We start from the raw sequence: 18,488 nt of genomic DNA on the forward strand, positions 1-18,488 counted from the left end.
GATGTCTGAATCTCCGTACACCGTGAGCGATGTGATGACCCACACCGTCGTCGCCGTCGGCAGCGAGGCGCCCTTCAAGGAGATCGTCGAGCTGCTCGACCAGTGGAAGGTCAGCGCCCTGCCGGTGCTGGCCGGTGAGGGGCGGGTCGTCGGAGTGGTCTCCGAGGCCGACCTGCTGCCCAAGGAGGAGTTCCGCAACGGCGACGAGACCGCCAGCGACCTCGCGCAGCGGCTCAAGGCGGCCGCGCTGACCGCAGGAGAGCTGATGAGCACCCCGGCGGTCACCGTGCACGCGGACGCCTCAGTGGCCGAGGCGGCACGCATCATGGCCCGTCGGCAGATCAAACGACTCCCGGTCGTGGACGGCGTCGGCATGCTGCAGGGCATCGTGAGCCGCGGTGATCTGCTGAAGGTGTTCCTGCGATCCGACGGGGAGATCGCCGACGAGATCCGCGGCAGCGTGCTGACCCATCTCCCGGTCACCACAGCGCTGGGGATCTCGGTCATCGAGGGCGTGGTCACGCTGAGCGGTTCGATGCCCGAGCGCGGGCTCGTGCCCGTCGTGGCCCGGGCCGTCCGTGCGGTCGAGGGAGTCGTCGACGTCCAGCTGGATCTGAGCCACCGATGAAAGGCCTGCACCATTGATGAAGTACCTCGACGAGTACCGCGATCCCGTACTGGCCCGGCATCTGCTGGACGAGTTGCGGCAGACCGCCACGCGCCCCTGGCGGATCATGGAGGTGTGCGGCGGCCAGACCCACACTCTCGTCCGCCAGGGCATCGACGAGCTGCTGCCGGCCGGGATGCGGATGATCCACGGACCGGGCTGCCCGGTCTGCGTGACCCCGCTGGAGACCCTGGACCGGGCCATGGCCATCGCCGCCCGGCCCGGCGTGATCCTCACCAGCTTCGGCGACATGCTGCGCGTGCCCGGCACGTACACCGACCTGCTGTCGCTGCGGGCGCGGGGAGCGGACGTCCGTGTGGTCTACGCCCCGGTGGACGCCGTACGCCTGGCCGCTGAGCACCCCGACAAGGAGATCGTCTTCCTCGCGGTCGGCTTCGAAACGACCGCGCCCGCCAACGCGATGGCGGTGCTGCACGCGGCCCGCCTCGGCCTGACGAACTTCTCGATACTGGTCAGCCACGTCCTGGTGCCGCCGGCGATGACCGCGCTGCTCGACGACCCGGACTGCGAGGTGCAGGCCTTCCTCGCGGCCGGGCATGTGTGCGCGGTGATGGGCTGGCGGGAGTACGAGCCGATCGCCGAGCGGTACCGGGTGCCGATCGTGGTCACCGGGTTCGAGCCGCTGGACCTGCTGGAGGGCATCCTCATGGCCGTACGGCAGCTGGAGTCGGGGCGGTTCGAGGTCGAGAACCAGTACGTGCGGGCCGTGCGGCGCTCCGGCAACACCGAGGCGCAGGACACGGTCCGTGAGGTGTTCCGCGTGACCGACCGGGCCTGGCGGGGCATCGGTGCGCTGCCCGACAGTGGGCTCGAACTCGCCGAGAAGTACCGGAAGTTCGATGCCGCCCGGCGCTTCGACGTGGGCGGGCTGTGCCCCGTCGAAGACGCCGAGTGCATCGCCGGCGCCATCCTCACCGGAGCCAAAGTGCCCACGGACTGCACCGCGTACGGCACCCGCTGCACGCCCCGCCATCCCCTCGGCGCGCCGATGGTGTCGTCCGAGGGCACGTGTGCGGCCTTCTACACGGCCGGACGCACTCCCGCGAGGAGGACGGCATGACCATCCAATGCCCCACCCCCCGCCACGACGACGAGGTCGTCCTGCTCGGCCACGGAGCCGGCGGCCGCCTCACCGCCGAGCTCCTCGACCGGCTGATCCTGCCCGCCCTCGACGGCGACACGGGTCCCATGGAGGACGCGGCGCTGCTGCCCGGCTACCGCGAACTGGTGATCAGCACAGACAGTTTCGTCGTCAGCCCGCTGTTCTTCCCCGGCGGCGACATCGGCGCCCTCGCCGTCCACGGCACGGTCAACGACCTCGCCATGCGGGGCGCGTGGCCTCTCGCACTGTCCGTGTCCCTCATCATCGAGGAGGGACTGCCGCTGACCGAACTCCGCACGGTCCTGGCCTCATTGGGGAAGGCCGCGCAGGACGCAGGAGTGCCCGTGGTCACCGGGGACACCAAGGTCGTGGGGCGCGGTGCCGCCGACAAACTGTTCATCAACACCACCGGTATCGGGCAGCGGCATGGTTCGCTTCATCCGTCCGCCGCGCTGGCCCGTCCCGGTGACGCGGTCCTGCTGTCCGGGCCGATCGGGCTGCACGGCACGACCGTGCTCAGCACTCGTGAGGGACTCGGCTTCGAGGGTGACATCGCCTCCGACACCCGGCCGCTGCACCGCCTGGTGCGAACCCTGGCGCCGCTCGGCGCCGACGTTCACGTACTGCGCGACCCGACGCGCGGCGGGCTCGCGGCGGCCCTCAACGAGATCGCCCGTGACTCGTCCGTCGCCGTCGAGATCGAGGAGAGCACGGTGCCGGTGCCCGAGGCGGTCGCCTCGGCATGCGACCTGCTGGGACTCGACCCTCTGGTCGTCGCCAACGAGGGCTGTCTGGTCGCCTTTGTCGCCGCCGACGCGGCCGAGGGGGCGCTGAGCGCGCTGCGGTTGGTGGACGAGGGCGCGGGCGCGGTGCGGATCGGCGAGGTGCTGCCGGACGGGCCGGCGGGGCGGGTGACGCTGCGGACGCTGGTGGGCGCGCGGCGGATCGTGGAGATGCCGCTCGGGGAGCAGCTGCCGCGGATCTGCTGAGAGTCGTCCGCTGAAGCTGCGAGGCATTCGCTGAAGGCATGTCAGCCGGCCTTGGGCCCCCACTGGGGACCGACCTTTTCCCACTCCGTGTCCCACTGCCGTAGCCGCCTGCTGTCCAGCCGAGTGGATACGCCCCAGCCGGCGAGTGCCACTGCCGCGCCGACACTCACCGCGACCGCCGTACCCAGCACGGCACCCTGGACTTCGGCCTGGTCGGGGCTCGCGGGCTCGGGCGTGAGAGCTCCCTTGTCGTTCACCCAGACCCGGGTCGTCTCCCCTGTCTCGGCGCCGGGATCGACACGAGCCAGTCCCGTCCGAGGGGTGCCGTCCGGGCCGTTCCACGGGACCATGGCCCAAGCGTGGCCGCTGCCAGCGCCTTCGGCGAAGGACGCGGACAGCTCCGCGTCCTCGGTGAGCGCGGCCGTGACGGGGCGCCGCTCGGCCCGTCGGCTGTCGATGTTCCGCTCGATGGCATGTGCGGTCAGGACGCCCGTGACGACGGCGCCCAGGGCCGCGCGAGTTCAGGTCAGGAACAGGAGCCAGGCCTCGACCGGAGAGCTGCGGCGCCTCAGGGGCTTGCGCCTCAGACGCCAGCGCAGTCGCCCGCTCCGGGTCATCGTCACCACCGGTCCGGTACGGCGTCATCGACCAGCACCTCGATGGTCGGGCGGCGGGACGTGGGCCACATACGGGCAGCCGTAGGGCCGAGGCGCAGGACCACCTGCGGGAATCGGCCGCCTACGAGGCGTTTCCGGATCTCCGCCCGCAGCGCGGGCAGTTCGAGGGGCTGGGTGTGGAAGGCAGCCACGACGTTTGTGGGCGGCTGCGTGGAGGAGGGCACGCTGGCGCGCCTGACCCGACCGGAGCCAGTCGGTGCGGCTGTCGTAGGGAGTGGACAGTACGGCGACGGTCCCGGTGCGTCCGATCCATCGGCGGCTCGGGCTGATGCGGTACCGGGCGAACTCGAGATGGTCGCGACCCGCAAGCAGGGTGGCGTCCGGGTGACGACGGCAGGCCTCGACGGGCACGCCTTCCGGGCCGACTGACCGGACGATCTCGGCGGCGTGGCGCGGATCCGCGCGGTGAACGTCCTCGGCGGTGCGCACCAGGTCGGCGAGCAGCCGGAGCTTCTCCGGTTCGTCGATGATCCGGAGGTCGGCGTCCTCGGCGCGGGCGTGGTCGCACAGCTCGTCGAGCAGGGTGTCGGGTACCGGCTCGGGCCCGAAGGGGCCGCGATGAGTGTGCGGGTGGGGCATCGCGAGGGCCAGCAGGGCCTCTTCGGGCGTGGCCGGAGCGTGGGCCGCATGGCCCACGTGGGCCAGGTAGCCGGAGTTCCCCGGTTCCGGAAGGAGGTCGACGGCGGGCCGGAAGCCCAGCCGGGGTACGGCGATCCGCGCGTTGAACAGGGGCGCCCCGCAGGCGATGACCGCCTCTCGGCCACCGGGATTGGCTGTTGTGCGGTGAAGGCGCCAGGGAGGCGGCGCGGGCCAGGTGCAGCGCAGCATGACCGGGACGCCCGTGGGAAGCACGCCCGGGGCTCTCGTACGCCCCGGACAGGGTGCTGCCCCTTTCGAGAGCTTTCCTGACCCGCGGAGCCTGGCTCAGCCCTTGGCTACCAGCTCGTCGGCGACCGTCCGCGCCCAGTCCTCGATGCGGTCGAAGTCCCGGAAGTCGCCGCCCTTTCCGTTCTTGACGATCATCCGGGCGACCCACCCCTTGGCGCCCTCCTCCAGGCAGCCGCCGAAGGTGACGTGCCCGTTGGCGTCGAGCCGGGTCATGGCCCGCTTCAGGCCGGGCACGGGCGGGATGTCCCGGTCGGAGGCCGAGGGGTCCAACGGGCCGCTGCTGAACACCCACAGCGGGCGTTCGACCAGTTCACGGCGGTGCCTGCGGAGGAACCGGCGGGATTCCCTGTGCCAGCGTCCTGCGTACAGTCCGCCGCCGACGACGACGGCGTCGTACGGGTCGACGCGGGCGACGGAACCGGCCGGCAGCGCCTCGGCTGTGAGGCCCTCCTTCCGCAGGACCTCGGCCACGGCCTCGGCTATCTGCGCGGTCGATCCGTTCGTCGTCCCGTAGGCGACCAGCACCTTGGTGGTCATGGTGCTCCGCCTCCTTTCACATGTTCACAGCTTGCGCAGCCAGTCGTCGGCGATGCCGTGCAGCGCCTGCTCGTCGGGCCGGACGTGCGAGTCGTCCAGCCGGTGGCTGAGCTTGTCGACGACCGCGACCACGCCGTCGATCTGACGGGTCATGGAGACGGCGATCTCCGTCTCGCTCTTGCGCTCCATCTGGCCCATGAGCGTGACCACGCCCTCGGTGACGGAGACGGCGATGCTGCGCGCCGGCAGCCACAGGGCCCGTACCAGAACCTCGTCGACGACCTCGGCGCGGATGTCCGCGTCCGGCCGCAGGAAGACCTGGAGCAGATCGCGGCGGGTGACGATGCCGACGAGCCGGTGCTCCTCGTCGAGGACGGGCAGCCGTTCGATGTGGTGCTGCGCCATGGTCCGGGCGGACTCGACGATGGTGTCGTCGGCGTGGACCGTGACGGCCGGCTCGGTCATCAGTTGGCCGGCGGTGCGGGCGCGGGCCTTCACGGCGCGCGCCCGGCCGGAGCGAGTCAGCCGGTCGAAGCGGAAGCGCTTCTTCGGCTCGTACGGGTCGGGCGTCTCGGCCTGCCGGACCATCAGGTCCGTCTCGGAGATGACGCCGATGACCTTCTCGTCGTCGTCGACGACGGGCAGTCCGCTGATGCGGTGGTCACCGAGCAGCCGGGCGACCTCCTTGAACGGGGTGCCGTACTCGGCGCGGACGACGTCCGTGGTCATCACGGAGCCGACCTTGTTGTGCTTCATGGTTGTCCCTCCTCAGCGGAGTCGGCGCAGATACGGGTCCTGGGGCCTGCGGGGCAGCAGGCGTACGCGCGCATCGAGCACGGTGACTCCGCCCGGTGTCGCGAGAACGGGGTTGAAGTCGGCCTCGGCCAGCTGCGGCAGGTCGCTCGCCATGCGGGACAGCCGCAGCAGCAGTTGTTCGAGGCCCTGGAGGTCCACCGGCCGGGCACCGTGCGCGCCGAACAGGAGCGGGGCGCAGCGCGGGGCCGTGATCAGGTCGTGGACGTCGTGGTCGGTGAGCGGGGCCAGCCGTGCGGCGTGGTCGGCGAGGACCTCCGTCGCGGTGCCGCCGAGCCCGAACAGGAGGAGGGGACCGAAGACCTGGTCCTGCACGACGCCGGCGAACAGCTCGGTGCCGCGGTCGGCGAGCGGCTGGATCACCACGCCCTCCAGCAGGCCGGCGAACCTGGTCTCCAAGTCACGGAAGGCGGCGCGGACTTGGGAATCCCCGCGGAGGTCGAGGTGGACGGCGTGCTCGGCGGTCTTGTGTACCAGGCCCGGCCAGTGGCCCTTCATCACGACGCGGCCGTCGGCGCCGCGCAGCCGCTCGGCGGCCAGGACGGCGTCGTTCTCGGTGTCGGCCCAGGCCCAGGCCAGCTGGGGAATGCCGTAGCAGCCGAGGAGTTCGGCGCATTCGCGGGGGTCGAGCCAGCCGCCGTCGGGGTGCCGGTCGAGGTAGGCCTCGACGAAGGCGTGGGCGCGGTTCGTCTCGACGCCGTCGAGGCCGGGGACCGTCCCGACGGGCCGGGCGAGCCAGGCGGCACGGCGGGCCGCGTGGGCCAGTGCGCGGGCCGCCGCCTGGGGTTCGGCGTAGGCAGGGATGGCGGTGTCCTCGGCGGCGGGCAGCAGTTCGACGGGCAGGGCCTGTTCGAGTCGGACGGCCACGATTGGCTTCGTCCGTCGTCCGGGCGCGCTGGTGAGGGCCCGGACGAGGTCGTCGCCCGTCGCCGCGGCGACCGCCGTGGGGACGAGGGCCACAAGGACCGCGTCGACACCGCCGTACCCCATGATCCGGTCCACACAGTCCGTGAGCTGCTCCTCCGTGACGGCGGCCGTGGCGTCCACGGGGTTGCCGGCGGCGGCGCCTGAGGGCAGGACGTCGAGCAGGGCATCGATCAGCTCGGTGCCGGGCGCCGGGAGTTCCAACCCGTTCTCGGCGCAGGCGTCGGCTGCGAGGACACCCGCTCCCCCGGCGTTGGTGACGATGGCGACGCGAGGTCCGCCGGGCAGGGGTTGGGCGTGCAACAGGGCGGCGGCTTCGAGGAGTTCGCCGATCGAGCGGGTGGCGGTGATGCCGGCCTGGGTGAACAGGGCCTGGCGGGTCATGGTGCGGGTCGCGGCGGCCGCGGTGTGGGAGGCGGCGGCGCGTCGGCCCTCGTCGGTGCGGCCGGCGTCGACGGTGAGTACCGGCATGCGGCGGGTGACGCGGCGAGCGGTGCGGGAGAAGGCGCGCGGGCTGCCGAAGGACTCCAGGTGCAGCAGGGCGAGGTCGGTGCGGCCGTCGCTCTCCCACCACTGGAGCATGTCGTTGCCGCTGACGTCGTACTTGTCACCGAGGGAGGCGAAGGAGGAGACGCCGATGCCGAGCCGGGACAGCCCGTCGAGCAGCGCGATGCCGACGCCGCCGGACTGCACGGCGACGCCCGCGGTGCCGGGGCGCGGGTGGCCGGCGGCGAAGGTGGCGTCCAGGCGCAGCTCCGGGTCGGTGTTGGAGATGCCCAGGCAGTTCGGCCCGACGAGCCGCATGCCGTACGCGCGGCACGCCGCCAGCAGGGCCCGCACCTGGTCGGCGTCCAGGCCTGCGGTGACGACGAGGAGGGCCCGTACGCCTGCCTTTCCGCAATCCTCCGCGGCGGCGGGGATCGCGGTTGCCGGTACGGCGAGCACCGCGAGGTCAGGGGTCTTTGGCAGGGCGCCGACCGAGGAGTGGCAGGGCACGCCCAGGATCGAGCTCGCGCGGGGGTTCACCGCGAACAGGCGGCCGGCGTAGCCGCCCGAGTGCAGGTGGTGCAGGATCGCCCGGCCCACCGATCCCGGCTTGCGTCCGGCCCCGACGACGGCGACCGTACGGGGCCGCAGCAGCGGCTCGAGGCTGGCGACGTCGGCGGCCCGGCCTCGTTCCTCGACGGCCGTGAGGTAGGTGTCGCTCTGGTCGAGGGCGATGGCGCAGCGCACCTCCGGGCCCTCGAAGCGGCGGGTCGTGCGCAGGCCGAGGTCGGCGAAGAGCTTCAGCACCTCGTGGTTCTCGCTGAGTGCGTCGGCCGTGAAGCTGGTGATGCCCTCGGCGCGGGCGGCGGAGACCAGGTGCTCGACGAGAAGGGTGCCGACGCCGCGGTGGTGGAGTCTGTCGGCAACCGCGATGGAGATCTCCGCCGGGTCCCCCGTCCCGCCGCTGTCGTACTCTGCGAGGCCGATCACCCGACCGCCCGTCTCGGCCAGCAGCACCCGGTACCCGGGGCGAGGCTCGGCGCAGGCCCGGTCCGCGGCCAGGCCGGCGGAGCGCCGGCTCGCGGCGAAGAACCTCAGGCGCAGGTTCTCCGGGGACATCTCCTCGTACAGCCCCTGCACCTGATCGTGATCGTCCCGCCGCACCGGACGGATGCACACGGTGGTGCCGTCCGCGAGCAGGGCGTGGACCGTGGGCCGACTGAGCGTGTCGTCCGTCATCGCGGTCTCCTCGGCGTTCCTCGGTGATTCCCCGACCCTTAAAGCGTCCAGCGGGACGGGCGGCGGCCCCATGGGCTGTCCGGGCGGTGTGGGTGGGCCGGTCGGCCCTCAAAGGAAGGCCGGGTGTCAGGCGATTCCGGTCCCGCCCGACAAAAGCCTGGTCAGACGTTCCAACTCCACTCCGCGATCTCCGGCAGATCGGTGCCGTGCTCGCGGATCCAGGCGTGGTGACGGGTGCGGGCGTCGGCCATCGACTGCCGTACGGCGGCGGCGCGGACGGCGAGGCCGGGGACGCGGTCGATGACGTCCATGACCAGGCGGTAGCGGTCGAGGTCGTTGCGGACGACCATGTCGAAGGGCGTGGTCGTGGTGCCGGACTCCTTGTACCCGCGCACGTGCATGTTCGGGTGGCCGGTGCGCCGGTAGGCGAGGCGGTGGATCAGCCAGGGATAGCCGTGGTAGGCGAAGATCACCGGCTTGTCCCGCGTGAACAGGCCGTCGTACTCGAAGTCGGTCATACCGTGCGGGTGCTCCTCGCGCGGCATGAGCCGGGTCATGTCGACGACGTTGACCACGCGCACGGCGAGGTCGGGCAGGTGGCGGCGCAGCAGTTGGGCTGCGGCCAGGACCTCCTGGGTGGGTACGTCACCGGCGCAGGCGAGCACGACGTCCGGTTCGCCGCCGTTCTCCGTGCCGGCCCAGTCCCAGATGCCGGCGCCGCGGGCACAGTGGGCGGCGGCCTGGTCCATGGAGAGCCAGTCGAAGCAGGGCTGCTTGCCCGCGACGATGACGTTGACGTAGTCGCGGCTGCGCAGGGCGTGGTCGGCGACGGAGAGGAGGGTGTTGGCGTCCGGCGGCAGATAGACCCGTACGACCTCGGGGCTCTTGTTGAGGACGTGGTCGACGAAGCCGGGATCCTGGTGGGAGAAACCGTTGTGGTCCTGCCGCCAGACGTGCGAGGTCAGCAGGTAGTTGAGGGAGGGGACGGGGGCCCGCCACGGCAGCCCCCTGGAGGTCTTCAGCCACTTGATGTGCTGGTTGACCATGGAGTCGACGATGTGCACGAACGCCTCGTAACAGGAGAACAGCCCGTGCCGGCCGGTGAGGAGATAGCCCTCCAGCCAGCCCTGGCAGAGGTGCTCGGACAGGATCTCCATCACCCGGCCGTGCCGGTCGAGATGCTCGTCGACCGGGAGGGTCTGCGCCTGCCAAGCCTTGCCGCTGGCGTTGAAGACGGCCTGCAGGCGGTTGGAGGCGGTCTCGTCCGGGCCGACGACCCTGAAGTCGCGGCGGGTCGCGGTGTCCTTCATGACCTGTTCCAGAAGATCTCCGAGGATCCGGGTCGGCTCGTGCAGGGTCGTGCCGGGCTTCTCGACCGGTACGGCGAAGCGGTCGAGGGACGGCAGCGGCAGCTCGTGCGCGAGCAGTCCGCCGTTGGCGTGCGGGGTGGCGCCTAGCCTGCGCGCGCCCTCGGGGACGCAGGCGAGGACGTCGGCGACGGGCCGGCCGTCGGCATCGAACAGCTCCTCGGGGCGGTACGAGCGCAGCCAGGTCTCCAACTGCCGCAGATGTTCCGGGTTTTCGCGTACGCCGGCCAGCGGGACCTGGTGCGAGCGCCAGGTGCCCTCCACCGGCAGCCCGTCGACCTCGGCCGGGCCGGTCCAGCCCTTGGGGGTACGCAGGACGATCACGGGCCAGTGCGCGCGCTCGCCGATGCCCTCTTCGCGGGCTGTGCGCTGGAGGAGGGCGATCCGGTCGAGGGCGTCATCAAGGGCGCGGGCCATGGCGCGGTGGACCACGTCCGGGTCGTCGCCGGTGACGTGGATCGGTTCGTGGCCGTAGCCGCGCAGGAGGGCGTCGAGCTCGTGCTCGGGCAGCCGGGACAGCACGGTCGGGTTGGCGATCTTGTAGCCGTTGAGGTGCAGGATCGGCAGCACGGCGCCGTCGTGGACCGGGTCGAGGAACTTGTTGGAGTGCCAGGAGGCGGCCAGCGGGCCCGTCTCCGCCTCGCCGTCACCGATCACGCAGGCGACCACCAGGTCCGGGTTGTCGAAGGCGGCACCGTAGGCGTGGGCGAGCGAGTAGCCGAGCTCGCCGCCCTCATGGATGGAACCCGGAACCTCCGGCGCCACATGACTCGGTACCCCGCCCGGGAAGGAGAACTGCCTGAACAGCCGCTCCATGCCGGGCACGTCGCGGGTGACGTCCGGGTAGGTCTCGCTGTAGCTGCCGTCCAGCCAGGAGCCCGCGAGCACGGATGGCCCGCCGTGACCCGGCCCCCACACGCACAGGGCGTCGAGCCCGCGCGCCCTGATGACACGGTTGAGGTGGGTGTACACGAGGTTCAGGCCCGGCGAAGTGCCCCAGTGGCCGAGCAACCGCGGCTTGATGTGCTCCGCCCGCAGCGGCTCGCGCAGCAGCGGGTTGGCCAGCAGATAGATCTGTCCGGCGGCCAGATAGTTGGCGGCCCGCCAGTGGGCATCCAGGGTGCGCAGCTCGTCGTCGGTCAGAACGGTGCTGTCCTGGTGTTCGAGCTCGGGCATCGGTGACTCCGTAAGTCGTCGAGTGCGTCGTCGACGGGGGTCGACGGGCGGTGGGAGGCGGCAGGGTCGCCAGGAGGGCCGAGAAGCTGCCGCGCAAGACGTACGAGAGGGAACTGCTGCGCCTGCAGACGGAGCGGGCGAAGCTGCTGGAGCGGTTGCGCGCAGATGGCGCCCGCCTCGTCGTCATCCTCGAGGGGCGGGAGGCGGCGGGCAAGGGCGGCAGCGTCAAGCGGGCCCCTGGGCATTTCAATCCGCGGGTTGCGCGGATCGCGGTCCTGGAGGACCCCGTGCGCCGCCGGAAGCTGTCCCCGCCGGTCCTGGAGATGCCGGAGCGCCCGGAGCCGATTGGCCACCGGTGCCCGCCACGCGGTCTGCCGACGTGCGTCCCGGACCACGCAGCGAGCCTCTGAGCCGGTCACGGCACTCACGCCGGCTGGGGTACGACGGCGACCGGGCAGGCGGAGTGGTGCAGTGCGGCGTGGGCGACGCGGCCGAGCTGGAGCCCGTGGTGGCCGGCCCGGCGCTTGGCCCCGACGATCAGGAGGTCGGCGTCGTGCGAGGCGTCCACGAGCACGCGGCGGGCGTGGCCCTCGACGGTACGGCGGCGCAGTTCCAGGTGGGGCGGGGCGTCCCGCAGGGCCTTGGCGAGGGTCTCCTCGGCGTGCTGCTCGTGCAGCCGGGCAGGTGCGTCGGCGAGCAGAGGGTGGTCGGTGGTCTCGTGCGCGGGGCACCGCCAGGCCCGTACGGCATCCAGGGGGACCCCGCGGCGCCTGGCCTCCTCGTAGGCGAAGCGCACGGCCGCCGAGTTCTCGGTGTCCTCGCCGACGGCCACGACGACGCGTCCGTGAACCGGGGGCGTGGCCTGGTTGTCGTGGCTGCCGCGCAGGACGACGACCGGGCAGTGGGCGTGCGCGGCAACCGTCAGGCTGACGGAGCCGAGCAGGGCCGCGGCGAGGCCGCTGCGGCCGCGGTTGCCGACGACGAGCGCGGAGGCGTTCCGGCTCTCCCGCACCAGGGCGTACTCGGGCTCCTCGAACACCACCTCGGCACTCACCTTCAGGTCCGGGTGGCGGTCGCGGGCCCGCTGGACGGCGGCGCCGGTGATCTCCTGGGGGAGCACCTGCGCCGAGGGCTCGCCGAGGTCCCTTGCGAGTGCGGCGCCTTCGTAGCGCTCCCACAGGCAGGCGTACACGACACGGAGCGGCACGCCGCGCACCACGGCCTCGTCTGACGCCCAGTCCGTTGCGCGCAGGCTCGGCTCGGAACCGTCGACGCCGACGACCAGAGGCAGGTCCACGGCGTTCACCTCCCCGCGCCGAGATCGAAGACGATCCGCGCCTTGACCTGACCGCGCAGCACCTCGTCGATGGACTCGTTGACGGAGGCCAGCGGGCGGGTCTCGCAGATGACCCTGGTGCGGCCGGCCGCGTGCAGTTGGAGGACCTCGGCGAGGTCCTGCCGGGTGCCGACGATCGAGCCGATCACCGAGGTGCCGTTCAGGACGGTGCCGAAGATCGGGATCTGAAGGGTGCCGTGCGCGGGAAGGGCGACCATGACGAGCTTGCCGCCGCGCCGCAGCCCGGAGTTGACGGCGGCGAAAGCGTCCTCGTTCACGGCGAGCGCGATGGCCGCGTGGGCGCCTCCGTACCGCTTGAGGACCTCGCCGACGTCGTGCTTGCGGGCGTCGATGACGAGGTCGGCACCCAGTTCGGCGGCGAGTTCGAGCTTCTCGTCGGTGACGTCGATGGCCGCGACCGTGGCCCCGGCGATCTTCGCGTACTGCACGGCCAGGTGACCGAGTCCGCCGACGCCGGAGATCGCGACGAGCTGAGAGGGCCGCACGTCGGCGACCTTGAGCGCCTTGTACGTGGTCACGCCGGCGCAGGTCAGCGGGGCGGCGTCGACGGCGGTGACGCCCTTCGGTACCGGCTGGGCGAAGTCGGCCCAGGCCAGCATCTTCTCGGCGTACCCGCCGTCGCAGCCGTAGCCGGTATTGATCTGCTGCTCGCACAGCGTCTCCCAGCCGGAGACGCAGTGCTCGCACCGGCCGCAGGCCTTGCCGAGCCACGGCACGGCGACTCGCTCGCCGATGCTCAGGTGCGTGACGCCCTCGCCGAGCTTCTCGACGAGGCCCACGCCCTCGTGGCCGGGCACGAAGGGCGGGCTGGGCTTGACGGGCCAGTCGCCTCGGGCGGCGTGGATGTCGGTGTGGCACAGCCCGGAGGCCTCGACCCGGATGCGGACCTGGCCGGGGCCGGGCTCGGGGTCGGGGCGGTCCTCGATGACGAGGGGCTCGCCGAAGGCTCGGACGACCGCTGCCTTCATGGGGTCAACTCCTTGGGTTTCGATGTCACTTGTGGGCCACGACCGCCACGGGGGCCGTGGCGTGGTGCAGGACGGCGTGGGTGACGGGCCCGATGTGAGCGCCGAACGGGCTGCGCCGGATGCGACGGCCGACGACGACCAAGGAGGCCTCGCGGGAGCCGTCCACCAATCGGACTCCGGGGCTGCCGGACGGGGTCTCCTCGGTGACGTCGACATTCGGGTACTTCTGCCGCCAGGGCCGCAGGGCCTCCGCCAGAGCGGCGGCCTGCTGCCGGGCGATCTCGTCGTGCAGCTGGGCGTCGGCGGAGAGGCCGTACACGTAGTACGGGGGCAGGTTCCAGCCGTGAATCGCCCGCAGGCCGGTCTCACGGCGGGCGGCCTCCGCGAAGGCGAACTCGATCACCGAGTCGTCGGGACTCGCCGCGTCGAGTCCGAGGACGACGGGCCGATAGGGCGTGGCGGCCGACGGGATGCCCGCCGGGTCCGGCTCGTGCTCGTCGGCGGCCTGTTCTCCGGCGCGAACGAGGACGACGGGCCGCTCGGCGTGCGCCACGACGGAGAGGCCGACGGAGCCGACCATGAACCCGCCGAATCCGCTGAGTCCGCGCGAGCCGAGGACCAGCAGTTCCGCGTCGGCGGCTGCCTTGACGAGGGTGTCGGCCGAGCCTCCGGTCAGCTGCTCGGTGGTCACCTCGATGCCGGGGTGGCGCAGCCTGATCCCCTCAGCTGCCTCGCGGGGCACCCGCTCGCTCCAGTGCTGCCGGGTCTCGGCGCCGAGCAGCGGAGCCTGGGCCATGGGCTCCGGGACGGGCTCCCATACATGGACGATCTTCAACGGCAGGCCGCGCAGCTTCGCCTCGCGGGCCGCCCACTCGGCCGCGGCCCGGCTTTCGGACGAGCCGTCGAGACCTACGACAACAGTGCGGACCATGGTTCTGCCTCCTGATCGGGGATCTGTTAACAGCTTGGGAGCCGGGTGGTCGCTCTTGCAGGGGCCGCTGGTCCCCGGCCGGGACCGACCGGCCCAGCGGCCCCTTGCCTTCAGCGCAGCCAGGGGTGACGTTCCACGATGGGTAGGCGTGCCCAGGCCTTGCCCAGCCCCCAGACCGCGCCCGCGCCCACGGCGGCAAGCCCGATCAGGACGACGGCGTAGACGACGTGGTACTCGGCGAACGGGTTGGTCGACATGCTCGGCGACCCGTCGGAGAGGTGCTTGGCCGGAGGCCACTCCGCGATCCACATCAAGGCCATCATCAGCGTGCCCGCGATCGCAGCCAGGCGGAGACCGATGCCGAGGATCAGCGCCACACCGATGCCGAGCAGGCCGAGCATGAACAGCCAGTCCGCCCAGGCGTCCCCGGCCCAGTCGTGGAAGGTCGACTCCATCGGACCGGCTGCGACCCCGCTGAGGAAGCCCTTGGTGGGCGAGCCACCGTCGACCCAGCCGTTGCCGGACTGAGTGGCGTACCCGAGGCCGAACGTCTTGTCGAGGAATGCCCACAGGAAGATGAACCCGGTCAGCAGTCGCAGTCCGGCGACGATGTAAGCGCTCGTCGCCGTGGTGTCGGCCGCCGCCTCAGCCGCCTTGGCCTTGCGCAGGGACGGGAGACGGAATCCCAGGTGGCGGTGCGGTTGATCGTGAACTGCCATCGTCTTGATCCCCCTCGGGACGGATTCGTTGTTGACGCCGTCCACTCTCGTGGCGCGGACATGCCGTCGCCCGGTGCCGAAGGTCCGTGTCCGTGGGGCTGAACGGCCCCTTCCTCGGGCCCTGTCGGCCGCCGGACCTGGAGGCGCGGACGTACCGGTCGGAGCGGTCGCGACGGATCCCGGAGGCAGTCGGCGCAAGGAGCCCCATGTCCCACGGCTCGGGCGGGCACGCCTCGGGGTGGCACCGCCTGATGCCTGCGATCCGTCGGCCGGCCCCCGGGGTCACCGCCCTCGCCGGCTACCGCCGCTCCTGGCTGCGCGGCGACCTGCTCGCCGGTGCCACGGTGGCCGCGTATCTCGTGCCGCAGGTGACGGCGTACGCAGGCGTGGCCGGGCTGCCGCCGGTCGCCGGGCTGTGGGCGATCCTGCCCGCGCTCGGCCTGTACGCCCCTGTTGGGCTCGTCCCGGCTGCTCTCGGTCGGCCCGAGGCGGCGACCGCGCTGATGACGGCGACCGCGGTGGCCCCACTGGCCGGCGCGGACCCCGACCCCTACACCACCCTGGCCGCCGCCCTCGCCGTGACGGCCGGCCTGCTGTGCCTGGCGGCCCGGCTGCTGCGCCTGGGCTTCGTCGCCGCCCTGCTGTCCCGCCCGGTCCTGATCGGCTATCTGGCGGGCGTGGCCCTGATCATGATCGTGGACCAGCTGCCCAAGCTCACCGGCATGGACACGGAGGGTTCGGGCTTCTTCCCGCAACTGTGGTCATTCGCAAGGAACTTGGGTCAGGCGCACCCAGGGACGATGGTCTTCTCCGCCGTCACGATCGCATTCCTGTTCACCCTGGCACGGCTGCTGCGGGGCCGTGCCGGGTCCCCTGCCGGCGGTGGTGCCGGGTACTGCGGCCGTGGCTGTCTTCGATCTCGACGAGGGGTACGGGATCAAGGTCATCGGCGAGGTCCCGGCCGGGCTGCGTTCTGTGGCGGCGGCCCACCTGAGCGAGCTCCCGCATCTGGCGCTGCCCGCTCTGGGCGTCCTGCCTGTCGCCTACACGGACTTCATCCTCACCGCCCACGCGTTCGCCGGTCGCGACGACGAGGCCGACCGCCTCGACGCCGACCAGGAGTTCCCGACGCTGGGCGCGAGCAATCTCGGCGCGGGCCGGCTGCAGGGCTTCCCGGTGAGCAGCCGTGCCGGCCGCTCCGCGCTCGCCTCCTCGGCGGGCGCCCGCAGCCAGGCGTACTCCCTGGTGGCGGGCATGGCAGTGCTCGCCGTGCTGCTGTTTCCCAGCCCGCTGCCGGTCCGCACGCCGTCGGCAGTACTGGGCGCGCTCGTCGTGTACTCGGCGACCGGCATGACGGACCTCGCGGGCTTCACCCGGCCGGCCGCCTTCCGGCGGCGGGAACTGCTGCTGGCGGTCGGCTGCCTGGTCGGCGTGCTCACGCTGGATCTGCTGTACGGCGTGCTCGTCGCCGTGGGTCTGTCCGTGGCCGAGTCGCTGAGCCGGGTGGCCCGGCCGCACGACGCCGTCGAGGGACTGGTGCCCGGGGTGGCCGGCATGCACGACGTGGACGACCATCCGCAGGCCCGCACCATCCCCGGGCTGCTTGTCCACCGCTACGACTGCCCGCTGTTCTTCGCCAACGCGCAGGAGTCCACCGCCGTGCTCTGGCCGCCGTCGACGAACAGACCGGCCCGGTGCGCTGGTTCGTCCTCAACACCGAGGCGAACGTCGAAGTGGACATCACCGCCCTGGACGCGGTGGACGACCTGCGCCGCGAGCTGACCCGGCGGGGCATAGTCTTCGCGCCGGCCCGGGTCAAGCAGGACCTGCTGGACGACCTGGAGGCCTACGGTCTCGCGGAGTCCGTGGGCAGGGAGCTGATCTTCCCGACCCTGCCGACGGCCGTGCGGCGTACCGGACGTGGTGCCGGGAGCGGTGACCGCCGTCAGCGGGTGTCAGGCGACCGGCAGATCGGGCCGCACGAGCGTCCCGGAACGGCCGTGCACGATCTCGTACGCCGCGTCCAGCGCCCCGATCGCGGCCAGCTGGCCGGTGTTCTCCACGAATCGGGCGGCGGCCTCGGCCTTGGGGCCCATCGACCCCTGCGGGATGGGGGTACCTCCCACGCCTTCAGGGCAGTGGGAGAGAGCGTCGCGCAGTTCGGCCGGCGTGGCGTCGAGGACGGGCCGCTGGTCGGGGGTGCCGTAGCCGGCGTAGACGTTGGGTACGTCGGTCAGCACGAGCAGGAAGTCCGCCTTCAGGTCCTCGGCCAGCCGGGCGGCTGCCAGGTCCTTGTCCACGACGGCGTCCACGCCGTGCAGCGCTCCGGTGGCCCAGTCGGCGACGACAGGGACGCCTCCGCCGCCCGCGCACACCACGACGGTCCCCATTTCCAGCAGAACCCGGACGGTATCGGCCTCCACGATCCGCTCGGGCGAGGGTGCGGGGACCACCCGCCGCCAGCCGTGCCGGTCCTCGGCCATGTGCCAGCCGTACTTCGCCGCCAGGAAGCGGGCGGGCTTCTCTGGGTAGATCGGCCCGACCAACTCGCTGGGGTGCTCGAAGGCGGGGTCGTCGACGTGTACCCGGGTGTGCGTGACGAGGGTGATGACCCTGCGGCCGGGCAGGACGTCGCGCAGGGTGCGGACCAGGAGGGTGCCGATCATGCCCTGCGTCTGGGCGCCGAGCAGATCCAGCGGGTAGGGGGAGGTGAGGGCCGCGTCGGCCGTGCTCTGGGCGGCGAGGAGGTCGAGCTGAGGGGCGTTGCCGTGGGTGACGACGAGTTCGTGGTCGTGGGCGAGGGCGGCGATCGCGGTGGCTACGCGGACAATGTTGGTGCACTGGACGTCCGCGTCGGGGCGTTCGCCCCGATGCAGCAGGGCGTTGCCGCCGAGGGCGACGACGATGCGCATGGTTTCCGCCCCTCCCTCGCCTCTCTCCGTGGCGTCTGCGCCGAGTAGCTCTCCATTCCCCATCATCGAACGACGGATCGCCCGTCCGCACAGGGTGCCGAAAGGCTCCCGCCGGCCGCCGGGTGGCCCGGTGCCGGGGCCGGGTGGCCCATGGCCCCGGCCATCGCGCGTGCTCACGCTGGAGGTGGTAGCTCCGTGCGTACGACCTGGAGGCATCCCATGAACGCACCCGCATCGACGAGCATGCCCCGGGCGCTGCCTGCCGAGCACCGGGAACGGCTGCTGCGAGTCGCCCGCGAGGTGTCCTACCCGCAGGGCGCCCGGCTCTTCGAGGAGGGCGGGCGTGCCGACCGGTTCTGGATCATCCGGACCGGCGCGGTCGAACTCGACATGCGCGTACCCGGCCGTCGGCCCGCCGTCATCGAGTCGCTCGGCCACAACGAACTCCTCGGCTGGTCCTGGCTGTACCCGCCGCACGTCTGGCATCTGGGCGCGGAGGCGGCCTCGCCGGTGCGGGCGTACGAGTTCGACGCCACCGCCGTACGCGCGATGTGCCAGAACGATCCCGAATTCGGCCGGAGCATCGCCCGGTGGGTGGGCGAGGTCGTGGCCCACCGCCTGCAGGCGGCCCGTGTCCGGTTGCTCGACCTGTACGCGCCGTACGGCAGCGGCGCCGTGCACTGACCGCGCCCGGCGGCGCGGACCGAAGCGATCG

At 72.2% G+C, this 18,488-nt stretch carries 16 protein-coding genes and 2 pseudogenes; 7 read left to right on the forward strand and 11 right to left on the reverse strand.

The window, feature by feature from the left end:
- Position 1: 1 nt before the first annotated feature.
- From BLU79_RS14815 to hypE, 3 genes are read left to right on the forward strand one after another with little or no spacing between them, the layout of a single operon-like run.
- A complete protein-coding gene (locus BLU79_RS14815; RefSeq protein WP_093906214.1) occupies positions 2 to 628 on the forward strand; it encodes a CBS domain-containing protein in 627 nt (208 codons plus the stop codon).
- A 16-nt stretch (positions 629 to 644) separates the two neighbouring features.
- A complete protein-coding gene (gene hypD / locus BLU79_RS14820) occupies positions 645 to 1,748 on the forward strand; it encodes a hydrogenase formation protein HypD (RefSeq protein WP_093906215.1) in 1,104 nt (367 codons plus the stop codon).
- A complete protein-coding gene (gene hypE / locus BLU79_RS14825) occupies positions 1,745 to 2,779 on the forward strand; it encodes a hydrogenase expression/formation protein HypE (protein WP_093906216.1) in 1,035 nt (344 codons plus the stop codon). The genes hypD and hypE overlap by 4 nt, the downstream gene beginning before the upstream one ends.
- Positions 2,780 to 2,820: 41 nt before the next feature.
- Here the strand turns inward: hypE and BLU79_RS14830 are convergent, their stop codons facing one another.
- The 6 genes from BLU79_RS14830 to BLU79_RS14855 all read right to left on the reverse strand — a co-directional run bounded on the left by BLU79_RS14830 (position 2,821) and on the right by BLU79_RS14855 (position 10,886).
- Entirely contained in the window at positions 2,821 to 3,129 is a 309-nt protein-coding gene (locus BLU79_RS14830; RefSeq protein ID WP_093906217.1) for an Rv1733c family protein, read from the reverse strand.
- Between the two features lie 291 nt (positions 3,130 to 3,420).
- On the reverse strand, positions 3,421 to 4,308 hold the full coding sequence (locus BLU79_RS14835; RefSeq protein ID WP_256333303.1) for a nitroreductase family protein: 888 nt from the start codon (positions 4,306 to 4,308) through the stop codon (positions 3,421 to 3,423).
- A gap of 72 nt (positions 4,309 to 4,380) precedes the next feature.
- Positions 4,381 to 4,881 carry a flavodoxin domain-containing protein gene (locus tag BLU79_RS14840; protein ID WP_093906218.1) on the reverse strand — a complete coding sequence of 167 codons (501 nt, stop codon included), beginning with the start codon at positions 4,879 to 4,881 and terminating at the stop codon, positions 4,381 to 4,383.
- A gap of 24 nt (positions 4,882 to 4,905) precedes the next feature.
- Entirely contained in the window at positions 4,906 to 5,637 is a 732-nt protein-coding gene (locus tag BLU79_RS14845; RefSeq protein ID WP_093906219.1) for a CBS domain-containing protein, read from the reverse strand.
- 12 nt (positions 5,638 to 5,649) lie between these two features.
- Positions 5,650 to 8,343, reverse strand: a complete 2,694-nt coding sequence (locus BLU79_RS14850) for a bifunctional acetate--CoA ligase family protein/GNAT family N-acetyltransferase (protein ID WP_093906220.1) — start codon at positions 8,341 to 8,343, stop codon at positions 5,650 to 5,652.
- A 161-nt stretch (positions 8,344 to 8,504) separates the two neighbouring features.
- On the reverse strand, positions 8,505 to 10,886 hold the full coding sequence (locus tag BLU79_RS14855; protein WP_093906221.1) for a phosphoketolase family protein: 2,382 nt from the start codon (positions 10,884 to 10,886) through the stop codon (positions 8,505 to 8,507).
- A gap of 50 nt (positions 10,887 to 10,936) precedes the next feature.
- On the opposite strand from BLU79_RS14855, the pseudogene BLU79_RS14860 reads away from it, so the two are divergent.
- Positions 10,937 to 11,188, forward strand: a pseudogene (locus BLU79_RS14860) (polyphosphate kinase 2); the annotation flags it as partial.
- A gap of 122 nt (positions 11,189 to 11,310) precedes the next feature.
- Here the strand turns inward: BLU79_RS14860 and BLU79_RS14865 are convergent.
- The 4 genes from BLU79_RS14865 to BLU79_RS14880 all read right to left on the reverse strand — a co-directional run bounded on the left by BLU79_RS14865 (position 11,311) and on the right by BLU79_RS14880 (position 14,861).
- Positions 11,311 to 12,192 (reverse strand): universal stress protein, encoded by an 882-nt coding sequence (locus tag BLU79_RS14865; RefSeq protein WP_093906223.1) that lies wholly within the window; start codon positions 12,190 to 12,192, stop codon positions 11,311 to 11,313.
- The gene (locus tag BLU79_RS14870; protein ID WP_093906224.1) at positions 12,189 to 13,211 is read right to left on the reverse strand and encodes a zinc-dependent alcohol dehydrogenase; all 1,023 of its coding nucleotides are present in this window, start codon (positions 13,209 to 13,211) and stop codon (positions 12,189 to 12,191) included. The genes BLU79_RS14865 and BLU79_RS14870 overlap by 4 nt, the downstream gene beginning before the upstream one ends.
- Before the next feature lie 25 nt (positions 13,212 to 13,236).
- Positions 13,237 to 14,142, reverse strand: coding sequence for a universal stress protein (locus BLU79_RS14875; protein WP_093906225.1), 906 nt, complete (start codon positions 14,140 to 14,142; stop codon positions 13,237 to 13,239).
- A gap of 110 nt (positions 14,143 to 14,252) precedes the next feature.
- Positions 14,253 to 14,861: a DoxX family protein gene (locus tag BLU79_RS14880; protein ID WP_093906475.1), complete on the reverse strand. Its 609-nt coding sequence runs from the start codon at positions 14,859 to 14,861 to the stop codon at positions 14,253 to 14,255.
- Between the two features lie 251 nt (positions 14,862 to 15,112).
- Between BLU79_RS14880 and BLU79_RS49955 the strand changes: the two are divergent.
- Together BLU79_RS49955 and BLU79_RS49960 are read left to right on the forward strand one after the other, a co-directional pair.
- A pseudogene (locus tag BLU79_RS49955) lies at positions 15,113 to 15,652 on the forward strand (SulP family inorganic anion transporter); the annotation flags it as partial.
- Between the two features lie 112 nt (positions 15,653 to 15,764).
- Complete coding sequence (locus BLU79_RS49960; RefSeq protein WP_371131867.1) at positions 15,765 to 16,643, forward strand: SulP family inorganic anion transporter; 879 nt, start codon at positions 15,765 to 15,767, stop codon at positions 16,641 to 16,643.
- Positions 16,644 to 16,816: 173 nt separating this feature from the next.
- On the opposite strand, the gene BLU79_RS14890 is transcribed toward BLU79_RS49960, so the two are convergent.
- Entirely contained in the window at positions 16,817 to 17,773 is a 957-nt protein-coding gene (locus BLU79_RS14890) for a carbamate kinase (RefSeq protein ID WP_093906226.1), read from the reverse strand.
- A gap of 219 nt (positions 17,774 to 17,992) precedes the next feature.
- Here BLU79_RS14890 and BLU79_RS14895 point away from each other — a divergent pair, with 219 nt between their 5' ends.
- Complete coding sequence (locus tag BLU79_RS14895; RefSeq protein WP_093906227.1) at positions 17,993 to 18,457, forward strand: cyclic nucleotide-binding domain-containing protein; 465 nt, start codon at positions 17,993 to 17,995, stop codon at positions 18,455 to 18,457.
- Positions 18,458 to 18,488 lie beyond the last annotated feature (31 nt).

It is taken from the genome of Streptomyces sp. cf386 (assembly GCF_900103585.1).
Classification (GTDB): Bacteria; Actinomycetota; Actinomycetes; order Streptomycetales; family Streptomycetaceae; genus Streptomyces.

What these genes read in the sequence shown, in the direction of transcription:
- BLU79_RS14815 (WP_093906214.1), top strand. Translation starts at nt 2, where the DNA reads ATGTCTGAATCTCCGTACACCGTGAGCGATGTGATGACCCACACCGTC.
- hypD (WP_093906215.1), top strand. Translation starts at nt 645, where the DNA reads ATGAAGTACCTCGACGAGTACCGCGATCCCGTACTGGCCCGGCATCTG.
- hypE (WP_093906216.1), top strand. Translation starts at nt 1,745, where the DNA reads ATGACCATCCAATGCCCCACCCCCCGCCACGACGACGAGGTCGTCCTG.
- BLU79_RS14830 (WP_093906217.1), bottom strand. Translation starts at nt 3,129, where the DNA reads ATGGTCCCGTGGAACGGCCCGGACGGCACCCCTCGGACGGGACTGGCT.
- BLU79_RS14840 (WP_093906218.1), bottom strand. Translation starts at nt 4,881, where the DNA reads ATGACCACCAAGGTGCTGGTCGCCTACGGGACGACGAACGGATCGACC.
- BLU79_RS14845 (WP_093906219.1), bottom strand. Translation starts at nt 5,637, where the DNA reads ATGAAGCACAACAAGGTCGGCTCCGTGATGACCACGGACGTCGTCCGC.
- BLU79_RS14850 (WP_093906220.1), bottom strand. Translation starts at nt 8,343, where the DNA reads ATGACGGACGACACGCTCAGTCGGCCCACGGTCCACGCCCTGCTCGCG.
- BLU79_RS14855 (WP_093906221.1), bottom strand. Translation starts at nt 10,886, where the DNA reads ATGCCCGAGCTCGAACACCAGGACAGCACCGTTCTGACCGACGACGAG.
- BLU79_RS14870 (WP_093906224.1), bottom strand. Translation starts at nt 13,211, where the DNA reads ATGAAGGCAGCGGTCGTCCGAGCCTTCGGCGAGCCCCTCGTCATCGAG.
- BLU79_RS14875 (WP_093906225.1), bottom strand. Translation starts at nt 14,142, where the DNA reads ATGGTCCGCACTGTTGTCGTAGGTCTCGACGGCTCGTCCGAAAGCCGG.
- BLU79_RS14880 (WP_093906475.1), bottom strand. Translation starts at nt 14,861, where the DNA reads ATGGCAGTTCACGATCAACCGCACCGCCACCTGGGATTCCGTCTCCCG.
- BLU79_RS14890 (WP_093906226.1), bottom strand. Translation starts at nt 17,773, where the DNA reads ATGCGCATCGTCGTCGCCCTCGGCGGCAACGCCCTGCTGCATCGGGGC.
- BLU79_RS14895 (WP_093906227.1), top strand. Translation starts at nt 17,993, where the DNA reads ATGAACGCACCCGCATCGACGAGCATGCCCCGGGCGCTGCCTGCCGAG.